This is a genomic window from Asaia siamensis, assembly GCF_014635085.1.
GTDB classification, from domain to species: Bacteria; Pseudomonadota; Alphaproteobacteria; order Acetobacterales; family Acetobacteraceae; genus Asaia; species Asaia siamensis.
This window is the reverse complement of record NZ_BMCH01000005.1, coordinates 92,453-103,971: the sequence shown is the minus strand read 5'-3', so window position 1 is coordinate 103,971 and position 11,519 is coordinate 92,453. Positions and strand designations below refer to the sequence as shown.

Annotated in this window: 12 protein-coding genes; 4 read left to right on the top strand and 8 right to left on the bottom strand. The window is 59.0% G+C overall.

Annotated features, from left to right (window positions below):
* Window positions 1–26 precede the first annotated feature (26 nt).
* From IEV53_RS10165 to IEV53_RS10150, 4 genes are all read left to right on the top strand, one after another.
* Window positions 27–890, top strand: a complete 864-nt coding sequence (locus IEV53_RS10165) for a hypothetical protein (protein WP_229719818.1) — start codon at window positions 27–29, stop codon at window positions 888–890.
* 146 nt (window positions 891–1,036) lie between these two features.
* Entirely contained in the window at window positions 1,037–1,729 is a 693-nt protein-coding gene (locus IEV53_RS10160; protein WP_188426679.1) for a gluconate 2-dehydrogenase subunit 3 family protein, read from the top strand.
* Window positions 1,730–1,755: 26 nt separating this feature from the next.
* Entirely contained in the window at window positions 1,756–3,534 is a 1,779-nt protein-coding gene (locus IEV53_RS10155) for a GMC family oxidoreductase (protein ID WP_188426678.1), read from the top strand.
* Window positions 3,534–4,859 carry a c-type cytochrome gene (locus tag IEV53_RS10150; protein WP_188426677.1) on the top strand — a complete coding sequence of 442 codons (1,326 nt, stop codon included), beginning with the start codon at window positions 3,534–3,536 and terminating at the stop codon, window positions 4,857–4,859. Before IEV53_RS10155 ends, IEV53_RS10150 begins: the two co-directional genes overlap by 1 nt.
* A 20-nt stretch (window positions 4,860–4,879) precedes the next feature.
* On the opposite strand, the gene IEV53_RS10145 is transcribed toward IEV53_RS10150, so the two are convergent.
* Genes IEV53_RS10145 through IEV53_RS10110 form a run of 8 tightly spaced genes read right to left on the bottom strand, consistent with a single transcriptional unit; the run spans window position 4,880 to window position 11,507 of the window.
* On the bottom strand, window positions 4,880–6,157 hold the full coding sequence (locus IEV53_RS10145; protein ID WP_188426676.1) for a glycine-rich domain-containing protein: 1,278 nt from the start codon (window positions 6,155–6,157) through the stop codon (window positions 4,880–4,882).
* Window positions 6,136–6,795, bottom strand: coding sequence for a hypothetical protein (locus tag IEV53_RS10140; RefSeq protein WP_188426675.1), 660 nt, complete (start codon window positions 6,793–6,795; stop codon window positions 6,136–6,138). Before IEV53_RS10140 ends, IEV53_RS10145 begins: the two co-directional genes overlap by 22 nt.
* Window positions 6,795–8,030, bottom strand: a complete 1,236-nt coding sequence (locus IEV53_RS10135) for a hypothetical protein (protein ID WP_188426674.1) — start codon at window positions 8,028–8,030, stop codon at window positions 6,795–6,797. The genes IEV53_RS10140 and IEV53_RS10135 overlap by 1 nt, the downstream gene beginning before the upstream one ends.
* Window positions 8,030–9,172 carry a baseplate J/gp47 family protein gene (locus IEV53_RS10130; protein ID WP_188426673.1) on the bottom strand — a complete coding sequence of 381 codons (1,143 nt, stop codon included), beginning with the start codon at window positions 9,170–9,172 and terminating at the stop codon, window positions 8,030–8,032. Before IEV53_RS10130 ends, IEV53_RS10135 begins: the two co-directional genes overlap by 1 nt.
* Window positions 9,173–9,211: 39 nt before the next feature.
* On the bottom strand, window positions 9,212–9,586 hold the full coding sequence (locus IEV53_RS10125; RefSeq protein ID WP_188426672.1) for a phage tail protein: 375 nt from the start codon (window positions 9,584–9,586) through the stop codon (window positions 9,212–9,214).
* Complete coding sequence (locus IEV53_RS10120; RefSeq protein ID WP_188426671.1) at window positions 9,583–10,233, bottom strand: baseplate assembly protein; 651 nt, start codon at window positions 10,231–10,233, stop codon at window positions 9,583–9,585. Before IEV53_RS10120 ends, IEV53_RS10125 begins: the two co-directional genes overlap by 4 nt.
* A gap of 12 nt (window positions 10,234–10,245) precedes the next feature.
* Entirely contained in the window at window positions 10,246–11,310 is a 1,065-nt protein-coding gene (locus IEV53_RS10115; RefSeq protein ID WP_188426670.1) for a hypothetical protein, read from the bottom strand.
* Window positions 11,307–11,507: a hypothetical protein gene (locus IEV53_RS10110; RefSeq protein ID WP_188426669.1), complete on the bottom strand. Its 201-nt coding sequence runs from the start codon at window positions 11,505–11,507 to the stop codon at window positions 11,307–11,309. Before IEV53_RS10110 ends, IEV53_RS10115 begins: the two co-directional genes overlap by 4 nt.
* Window positions 11,508–11,519: the final 12 nt, after the last annotated feature.

Below are 11,519 nucleotides of genomic sequence, written 5' to 3'. Positions count from 1 at the left end.
TCGAGACGCATAGCCAGGAGCCGCTCATGTCGCAAAGTCCATCCAGAGTTAAGAACTTTCTCCGTTTCGGTTCACTCTTCCTCGCTCTTGGCAGCATTTCCCCCCTGCTGACAGCATGCGGCGACAGCGAACCGCAGAGCTTTGCGCCGCTCGACTATAACTATCTTAGCAAGATGCACCTCAACGTTGCCCATATCGAAATTGTCGATACGGCGCCTCCTGGCTCAACGCCCGGCGATATTTCCGGCAAGGCGCCTACAACGCCCCAGCAGGCGCTCGAACAGATGGCTCGTGATCGCCTGATCGCCAGCGGAACAGAGGGCAGCGGCACCTTCACCATCACCAAGGCAAGTATCCTCCATGCACCGGGCGGTACGCTTCTGGGTGAACTCGAGGCTCATGTTGATCTTTCCGCGCCTTCGGGCGGTCGCGCCGGCTACGCGCTGGCTCATATCACCCGCAGTCTCAACCCGGGCGACAAAAACCCGGAATCTCCTGCTGTCCTTTACGACCTGACATCCCAGATGATGCAGGACATGAATGTCGAGCTTGAGTTCCAGATCAAGAAATCGCTTCATGACTGGCTTGTCGATGCCAGTGGCGCCCCCCTGCAAGGCGCAATTCAGCAACAGGATATCGGCCCGGGTGCCCCCCTTGCCGCGCCCTCGATCTCGACCGCCAATGCCCCTGCAGCAACAGCTCAATCTGCCCCCGCCCCGGCAGCAAACAGCAGCACCGCCCTTAGCGCAGCACCCGCAGCTTCTGCTCCTGCAGCCAAACTGCAAGGCCCTGACGCCATCTTTCCGCTTGGCGATGATGACGCACCAGCCGCTCCGGCTGTGAAATCGCCTAAACCGGGCGTTCTCTCCCTTCCGTCCGGTCATTCGTAACGGGAATTCACCCCCGACCTTGCCCGTCGCCCTGAAGCCGGACGGGCAAGGCAGAAACCTGCTTGCATTTCCTCACGCAATCGCGAAGAAGGGGGCGTTGCCCAGATGATGGGCATCCCCCATCGTTGTTCCGTCAGGAGAACAGGTTGAGCGCGCCTTCGTCTTCACGCCGCCGCTTCGTCAAAAATGCGGCAGGCACTACCGCTTTCCTCCTTCTCGCCGGACATGATTTTCCCGCCCGGGCGCGGGCCGCAGCACAGATCGACGGCAAGCCGGTTTTTTTCACGCCTGACGAGATGCGTTTTCTTGAAGCCGCCTGCGATTGCATCTTCCCGCATGACGATCTTGGCCCGGGCGCAACAGCTCTGAACGTTCCCGGCTTCATCGACCGACAGATGGATACGCCTTATGGCCGGGGTGAGCTCTGGTATATGTCTGGCCCCTTTCAGGACGGGCCTGCCAATCTCGGCTACCAGCTCCCTTTTGCGCCGCGCGATCTGTATCGCAAGGGCATTGGCGCGGCCAATCATTACGCCCGCACCGAACGCGGCAGGGATTTCGCCGATCTGCACCCGGAAGAGCAGGTCGAAATCCTGACAGCCTTCGAGGGAGGCGCTGTTCATTTTCCTGAACTCAATGCGCGACTCTTTTTCGAGCAATTGCGCCGCAATACACTCGAAGGTGTTTTTTCCGATCCGATCCATGGGGGCAACCGCAATATGGAAGGCTGGATCCTGCTCGCTTTCCCCGGCGCGAGAGCCGATTTCATGGATTGGGTCAATCAGGAAGGCGCAGCCTATCCGTTTGGCCCTGTATCGATCAGCGGCCAGAAGGCCTGAGCGTCACTTATTCGAGTTCCAAACGCATGACAACAAAACGGACTGACGTAGTCATTATTGGCGCAGGCTGGGCAGGCGCCATTCTCGCGAAGGAAATGCGCGAGGCAGGGCGTAGCGTCGTCATGCTTGAACGCGGCCCGGAACGCTCGACCGCGACTGAAGGCACCTATCCCGGCTCGATCGACGAACTGCGCGGCGCCATCAGGCACAGACTATTTCAGAACCCTGCCAAGACAACTGTCACCATCCGCAACACCGTCAACCAGACGGCACTCCCCTATCGTCAGCTTGCAGCGTTTCTGCCGGGTGAAGGCGTAGGCGGCGCCGGATTGCACTGGTCGGGCGTACATTTTCGCGCAGCCCCCGATGATCTGCGTCTGCGCAGCCATGTCATCGACCGCTACGGCGCCAAATTCATTCCCGAAGGGATGAATTTGCAGGATTACGGCGTCACCTATGAGGAGCTTGAGCCTTTTTTCGACAAGGCTGAAAAGGTGTTCGGCACATCGGGAGAGGCCTACAAGGTCAACGGTCAGATTGTCGGGAATGGCAATGTGTTTGCGCCTTCGCGCAGTGACAAGTTCCCTCTGCCTGCCATGCAGGACGTCTATACAGCGAGCCTGTTCCGCAAGGCGGCATCTGATGTCGGATATCATCCTTACGCCCTGCCAGCGGCCAATGCCTCAATGCAATATACCAATACTTATGGCTTGCAGATGGGCCCGTGTAATTTCTGCGGTTATTGCAGCGGCTATGACTGCTACATGTATTCAAAGGCCTCGCCGAACATCAATATTCTCCCGGCACTGCGTTACGATGCTGACTTCACACTGATCACTGACGCTCATGTCCTGAAGGTCAATCTCGACAGCGACCGACGCAAGGCAACAGGCGTCACCTATCTCGACCAGCGTGAAAATCGCGAGAAGACCATCGAGGCCGATCTGGTCATTCTGGCGGCCTTCCAGTTCCATAACGTGCATCTGATGCTGCTTTCGGGCATCGGCAAGCCCTATGACCCCATCAGCAATACCGGTGTCGTCGGACGTAATTTCGTCTATCAGACGATCACGACCTCACGGGCCTGGCTCCCGGAAAAGCAGTTTACCAACCAGTTTGTCGGTGCCGGTGGGGCGGGTGTCGCTCTTGATGATTTCAACAGCGATAATTTCGATCATGGTCCGCTGGGCTTCATCGGTGGCTCGCCAGTCTGGGTCAACCAGGCAGGCGTCAAACCTATCGCTGCGGCGATGAATGGCGGCGGCAAATCAGCACCGCGCTGGGGCGCAGGCTACAAGGCTGGTCTGGTCGATACCTATCGTCATTCCATGGCCATGGATGCGCATGGCAGCAACATGGCCTATCGCGATGTCTATCTCGATCTCGATCCGACCTGGCGTGACAGCTACGGTCAGCCCCTGCTGCGCATGACCTTCACCTGGAAGGAAAACGATATCCGCATGAACCAGTATGTCGTCGGCAAGATCGAACCGATCATGAAGGCACTCGGCGCCAGACGCTACGAACTCGGCAGGCTTGAACACGGCGAGGCCTTCGATACCCGTCGCTATCAGACAACCCATCTTGGCGGCGGTGCCGTCATGGGTACGAGCCCGACCGACAGCGCCCTCAACCGCTATCTTCAGAGCTGGGATGTCTCAAACGTCTTCGTCATCGGCTCGAACGCCTTTCCCCAGGGGATGGGCTATAATCCTACCGGCACCGTCGCCGCTCTTGCCTATTGGGCAGCGCATCATATCCGTACTACCTATCTGGCCCAGCCCGGCCCGCTGGTGGCGTTGTGATGCTCGCGCGAAAAACCGGCCTGGCGCTGCTTGCCGTTTTCGGTCTTGCTGGTTCGGTACGGGCCGAGGCGCAGGAAAACCCGCAACAGGCACTCATCGACAAAGGTCGCTATCTGGCAGCAGCAGCCGATTGCTCGGCCTGTCATACGCATGATGCCGCAGCGCCTTATGGCGGCGGCAACCCCTTCGGCCTGCCCATCGGCACGCTGTATGCGCCCAATATCACGCCCGACAAACAGCATGGCATTGGCAGCTATACCGAAACTGATTTCTCCAATGCCCTTCGTCGAGGCATAGGCAGGAATGACAAGCCCCTCTACCCGGCCATGCCCTTCCCCTCCTATGCGCGCATGACTGATGCCGACATTCATGCACTCTGGGTCTATTTTCATGAAGGTGTAGCGCCGATTGCCCAATCGGCACCTACCAATGCCATTCACTGGCCACTCTCCATGAGATGGCCCATGACCCTCTGGCGCTGGGCTTTCGCCCCGACACCGAAAGCCGCCTTGAGCAACGCCAATCGCCGCTTTCCAGATGCCGAAATTGCCCGTGGTGCCTATCTGGTCGAAGGGCCGGGCCATTGCGGCGCCTGCCATACGCCACGCGCTCTGACGATGCAGGAAAAAGCCCTTTCAAGCGATGAAGGCGATGTATTCCTCTCAGGCGGTGCGGCCGTCGATGGTTGGACGCCTGTCAATCTGAGGCAGGATGACCGCACCGGTCTCGGCCGCTGGAGCGAGGATGACATCGTTGCCTTCCTTGCCACCGGACGAAGCGAAAAGGGCTCTGCCTTTGGCGGCATGAGCGATGCCATTACACACGGCACACAGCATCTCAGCACAGCCGATCTGCATGCCATTGCCCGCTATCTCAAGACGTCGCTACCAGCCCGCAAGGGCGAGAAGCCCTGGGAAATCGATCACACCGTGGCGAAAGCCCTGCGAAAGGGACAGCTTCCAACAGCAGGCGCCAAAACCTATGTCGACCGATGCGCTGCCTGCCATCGGACGGATGGGCGTGGCTACGCCCCGGCTTTCCCGCCTCTGGCTGGCAACCCGACGCTCATGGACAAGGACCCTGGGTCGCTGATCCTGATCGTTCTGCGGGGTGCAACGGTGGCGCCGACAGAGAAAGCCCCATCGGCCCTGACCATGCCCGGCTTCGGTCATGTGCTCAACGATCAGGAAGTCGCCGATGTCGTAACGTTCATTCGACAGAGCTGGGGCAATTCCGGAAGCAGCGTTACCGCAGCCGATGTGCGCAATTTCCGCGATCGTAATGCGGAATGGATCAACACCCCACCCCCGAAACCCTTCAACTGAATTCGACGCTTCCTCCACCTTCAATGGAGGAAGCGATAGATCACCAGCCCCTGATAGCCACGCCCGCCAGCTGCCGTCTGGCCAGCGACGCGTGTGGAATAGGCGCCGCCTCCACCTGCGCCATAACGCGTGGCATTGGCGCCGAGAAGATACCCTGCCTTGCCACCGCCACCCCATGGGCCATTGGCGCCATTACCGGCGAACACGACAGTACCGTTCTGACCGTCGCTTCCGCCACCGCCTGTCTGGTTCCAGAGGGTTCCTCCCCCGGTGCCGCCGCCATCACCCCCCAGCGCCATCTGCGCGGCTGCGAAATACGCCGAACCACCCCCATCCGAGGTAAGAAACGGTGTGCCGTCATAGGTCACAAAACTTGGTCCTCCTCGTTGACCAGCCGAGCCACCTTGCCCGACCGTGACCGAAAGCGACGCATTTCTGGTCGGATCAACGGAATAGATCCCCCAGCAATCACCTCCTGCTCCACCGCCTCCGCCTGAAAAAGACCCGACATCTGGCGTCAGGGCGTTACTCGATGCACCACCGCCACCACCGCCGATAACCCGCAATTCAACCTGACGCGCCCATTCCGGTATCGTCAGGATCTGGCTGGCGACACAAAGCGCCTGAGGCTGGCTGATCTGCTGGGCAAACCTCATCGTCGCCAGCTCGGGAAGAGCGGGAAGAAACACCCTGCTTTGACGCGGGACAATAGAGCTCAATGTGCCAATCCCGGCAGGAATGCTCATGACATAAAGCGGCACGATAATGGCCCCTGCAGCAAAAGGCGCACTCACCCCTGCCGCGAAACTGATACGGCCCGTGCGACGAGTGGGCAGCGCTTTCCCGCGGTTATCCGGCCCCGCCATCGTCTGGTCCGGTTTTTCCGCATTGTAAAATGGCAGCACATCCAGCGTATCATCCTGCACGCGACAGACCGCGTAGAGGGTGATATCGACGCCCGTTAGGGGAATAGTCAGGGTCTGGGGCGCATCGTTGTAAAACAGGGCCTGGGTTATTGAAAAATCAGCATCAAGCCCCGCCGAAATTCCCCCGATATGCGCCGCATCAAGCGCATCCGGCGCCATGATTGCCCCGCGCCCGATCGTGACCGACAGATCGCTGTCAGACATCTGGCAGATGAGACCCGAGGCCATGATCGTCTGACTACCCACAAGCATCTCTGCAAACCGCCCAAGTCCCTCTTTGGCATAACGGCCAAAGCGCAGCAGATCCGTGTCGAAGGGGACGGCCCCCGCATAAATGATCGGACGATCCATCACGCTTGCATCCTTATCCATGCGATCACACCCGACGCCTTCGTGGCCTTGATCGCTGCGTGCAGGGCACGTTGTTCGACCGGCAGCTTCGGGTAGACCTCCAGAAAAAACTGCCCTCCCTGGCGGGCACCATAGCGGGTGCGTGACGCGCCATAGCCGCCAACCTGACACCAGGCACCGCAGTCATGCACGTTACCCGGCTCGATGATCCGAGGCGCAGCGCCGGATAGTCGACGTACCGCCTCTGATACAGCCGCACGGGTATTGAGAGGTGCCACGAGAGAACTCACCATCCGCCTGCGAAAATGGGTGTCTTTCTCGAGATTGAGACGGACCATGCCTGAGGGGCCGAAGAAATCGGCCGCAGCCACTTCCAGAAATGCGTCATCGGTAGTGCCCATACGCGTCTGCCTGCGTACAAAACTCATCAGGCTCCAGATCGATGCCAGTACGGCGCCAAACCCGGTCAGCAATGACTGCAAGATCGGGGCATCCTCGACCTCGTCCCCGCGATAGGCCGGAAACCAGCCAGCGGGCAGAATGAGCCGCAGGCGTCTGGCGAAATCACGCGCGCTACCCGGCGCGATGCCGGTGTCGTAAAGCGTCTTGCGATCCGTCGCCTGCAGGCTCGCTATATCGCGATCTCTCAGAATGGCCATCAGTCACCCACCTGTTCAGCCGTGAAAAGCGGCACGCGATAATCCTTGCCGTTCACGTTGAGATGCAGAAAACCACCCCCAGCCTGTTGCGGCACGGCGCCCCCCAAACTCGCTACAGGCGACGACATCTGGATTTCCCCTCCCTCTGCGGGGTAGAGGCCCAGATTGGGAGAGCCATTTTCACCCTTCTGCACATAAAGTCCCGCCGCAGCGAGACCGCTTCCTGCCTGGATATTCAGCGTGTTGGTTGGAGCATTATTGGGCGAAACGGAGAACAGCAGATTACCGGTCATGTTCGTGACCAGAAGCCCATCATCGGCAAACTGGATACGCTGCCCCTTGGCAGTCTGAGAAACGGTCGAAAAAAGCATGGCCCCCGCATCAAGGCCCTGAACATGCTCGCGTGTTTCAGGCGTCCGCCACTCTATACCCTGACCACGCGCCATCGATATCGCCGTCGCATAGCCACCATCATCGCCATTCGTCCCGGCCAGCGCGGTATTACCGAACAGGATGCCTGTTTTCCATGAGTCGGGATTGCTGACAAAAACGATTCCTGCCTCGCAATCTGCTGTCCCCTCAGTCTGCCCGCCCCCGGCGCCGATCTGGATCGCGTAGGTGCCGCCACCGCAATTCGGATGATAAGGCGTCGACATGCCATAAGCAGGCCCGCCCAGATTCACAGCCTCAAGCTCCATGACGAAGCTGGGCTGATAATTGACCCCGGGCATACGCCAGGCTTCGCCGTAATAGGCATAGGCCGTGGCCTGGGTCGGATTCGTCGCATCGTCAGCGATGCCCCATGAAGCAACACCGATCGTGCTCGGCACATGGCCCAGCTTGTCACGCCATTTCATCGCATCCGATGTGCGCGACCCCGCCACGAAGGCGCTGTTGCCAAAACGCGAAAGCGAAGCAGCCTGGGCATTTTCGAGAGCCCACGGACCGATCGACGTGGTCGCCATAAGAGACGACAGCCAGTCCTGATGTGCGACATCGCGCGTATTGAGCGCCGGATAATCAGACGCCGCACCAATAAAGAAACGATCGCCGTACCGACTGATTTTCGCCCCTTCTTCTGCAAAGAATTCACCACTGGGCGGAGAATCGGCAGGGGCACCGGCAATCTGACTGGCCGTCGCATTGAGGGTCTCGACACCATCCGGCGTTGCGATGACGAGAACTTCCGGTCCCGCGACAGCAGGAATACGAAAGTAGTTGTTGAATTTCGGCATTACCCCTCCTGAACGATCTGAACGGAGATCGTGCCTGGAAAAAGCGACTGGCTGGTTTGTGCCGGGATATCGTTCTGACTGCCGTTGAGCAGAATATCCGTCACCGAAAGCACCGGCACACCGGCACCGACATAAGCGACATAGGCAAGGCGACTGAATGGATAGCTCGCCCCGATCTGTGCGGCAGCGATGTCGGCACCAAGGGCTCTGACAAGCGCCGTACGGGCCGCTTCTGCCTCGGCACCGGAAGCGATCCGCACCGTCATCGCAACGTTTACTGTCAGGACTATCGGGCGCTGCACGGCAAACCCGACCCCCAGGGCCTTCGTCGCCTCCACGCTGGCATAGACTTTTTGCAGCACCTGCTCAGGCACATCATCACTGCCATCGTCGATCACAACCGTGAAATAGCCGGATCGGGTCGCTCCGTCGGATTGCTGTCCATCGAACACGGCATAGCTCAGATTATTCTGGGTCTCGGCCACCGCGCTCTCAACTGCCGCGCGAGACGCGCTGGCCTTGGCCGCCAGCCAGAGCGGAAAGCGCTTTCGGAGCTGCGCATCGGTTTCCTGATCCGAACCATTCGCAAAAGCCTTGAGATTAGTCACGATATCAATGCCTGCAACCGAAGTGCCCATCAGGGAGATCGCGCCTATGGCGACATTGCCCTGAACACCTTCGACCAATGCCTCGACGGGCAAAGTCAGCGAGGCCAGCCCAGTCGGACGCACATACCCTGCCGTTTCCTTCGACCAGTGCTCGTGGGTCGTATCAATCACGACCTGATAGGTAATGGCCGAAGCCGTTCGCACGGTCACACCGGGTCGCACCACGGCAGAGATATCGTCATAGGAAAAGCAGGTCATGGTAACCGAACCCAGCGCCTTGACGCCGGGCAGTCGGGTCATACCAAAATCGCCGACGAAACTGTCGCAATCTGTGCCCACCGATGTGGCCAGTCTTGTGCGACAGAGGATCTGAAGCAGCATATATTGCAGCCACAGACCAAGCGCAGCGACGCTTTCTATCAGGGCGCGCCCTGGGGTGCCGATATCAAGCGTGAGCTTTTGGGCACATTGCGCCTGCGCCGTAACGACAGCACTCTGGACGAGTGCCGAAAAGGAACGCAAAGAAAACGACATGAGCTTTCCGATGCCTCGTCGGCAGGAGCCGAGCCAGGCTCAGATCGTGCCGCTCTGATTGAATGTGAAAACCTGCTCAGCCTCTTCGCCTTGTTCGGTATAGGTGATTGCGCAGCGATACGTACTCACAGCCAGAGGCGTCAGTGTCACAGTCACCGGCTGATCGTGATCGATTGACGCTTCCAGAGCGAGTTGACTGACAATCAGCCCCTGCGTTTCCACCTCCCGGATCGGCGTACCTACGCGCGAAGGCAGACCGGCGCCATATTCTGCGTGCCAGAGATAGGCTTGCGGGTTGGTGCAGAGACGCCGCAGGATGTTTTGCTGCGTGGCCGATGATCCATCCGCAGCCCGCAGGGCGCCATCATCGTCGAGTTGCAGATCCTCGCCGAAATAATGGTACAGATCCGTCATCCCAATGCCTTTCCGGTCATCCCATTGGCATAGGGGTGCACATGGTCGCTAAGACTGTTCGTGTCCGTGCGCACATCCCCTCCGGAGACGGAAATACCGCCCCCTTTCACCTCGATACCCGCGCCGGAAACTCTAATCCCTCCGGAATCAAGGGTCATTCTGACAGATCCCGCCTTCAGCACGATCGCCGATCCGCTAAGGGCACATTGCATCGAGCCAGCGCCAAAAAACACGCCATCCCGCCCAAGATGCAGCCACCCGCCTGGCTCACTCTTGCGGGCAGATTCTCTGGAGGGCGCACCGCACCCGGCTCTGATCAGCAATTCGCCAGGTTGTGCCACCTTGCCTGTCTGGGGCGACAGGGCGGGTCCAGCAACGACATCGAACATGACGGAAATAATCACGTAGTTCTCGCCGTCGCCTTCCACCGGCATCAGCAAGACATGAGCGCCGGGTGCGGTTGGGCAGGAAAGCCGCAAATCCCCCACTTGTGTGACTGCCGCATCCGGCAGCCACCCTGTCTCGATATTATCGGGCTGCAGACGAACCTTGACGGCATGATTGGCAGGATCAACTGCCGAGACAATGCCATGTATGGCGTGGGCAGCGCGTGTCTGATGGGCCGCAGCCAAGAAGGAACCATCCATAGGCATACTCCTTCAAAAAACACGATCCCGCAGTGTCACGTCCTGCCGATAGCCATGAGCGGGATCCATGAAATGCGTGACAGAGTCGACGGATAATGTCCTGACCCCGTCTGAAATCCCTTCATCGACAGTCATGAAATGGCGCGGCGCCAGCCCCGTCATGGCAGGCAGAGAGAGACGGACTTCGCATGCGTGCGAGACAATCCGTCGATATTTTCCCTTTGCCAGGCGCCTTATATCGTCCATGCGCAGCCCTGGCGCCCTGAACGTATAAAGCGCGGCATTGGCGCCCGGCATCTCGCTCGAGAAATTCTGCCCGTCGAAATAAACCTCGCTTCGCGCCCTCTGGCGTGAATCCCACGATTGCACACCGACAACGACATTCCGTGCGAGACCAAGATCGTGCCTGAAAGACTGCACGCTGACACCATCGGGAGAAAAAAGTCGTGTACCGCCCTCACCGACAGCATAGGGCTCGTGGATATGGATCGTTTTACCCGATGCGTGGCACTCATATCCATGATCGCGCGACAGGGAGAACGCGATATCAAAAGCGGTTTGATACCGATTCTGCGTGACGGCGGAGAGCCGCCTGTGCTCCAGCTGCCAGAACTGCCCACAATACGCGGCAGCATCGGTAGTCCCGGACACGATATCCGTCCTGAAAGTCAGGCCGGCACGCTGCACCGCTTCCTGTACCAGTTCGAGCGCGGTCTGATTGCTCCAGGAAGCGGCAAGGCGTGTATCGAGCAGAAAGGCCATATAATCCCGACACTCCAGCACGAAGAGCGCGTTACCATTTTCCTTGTTCAGCGCATCGAGCACACCGTGAAAAACCGTCGTCCATTCCTCGTCGCCCTGCGCCACCTGCAGCATCACATCCGGCCGATCAAAGCCTGAGCGATTTTCCACAAGACCGCGCAACACGGTTTTGTTCTTGGTGACCACTCTGATGAGCGCCGTGTCGCAGCGTGCATAGCGGGTACATTCCAGACGAAAGCCCCCTACATGCAGATCCTGCTGCCTCACGCCATCAATCAGAAGCCGGGCTTTCCAATTACGCATCAGCTCTGTCATGAGGGCGGCAAACCTTCGCTCCCATAAGAAACGCTCTCATCAGGCAGAATGATCTGCACCGGTGCGTCGAAACAGGTGAGATCGGGATCGGAAAGCCCGTTTTTTTCAGCAATACGCCACCACTGCATGGCGTCACTAAAATAGCGCAAAGCGAGATGAAAGAGCGAAACATCATCTGACGTCACCTGTATCTTCATTCTCTTTTCTCC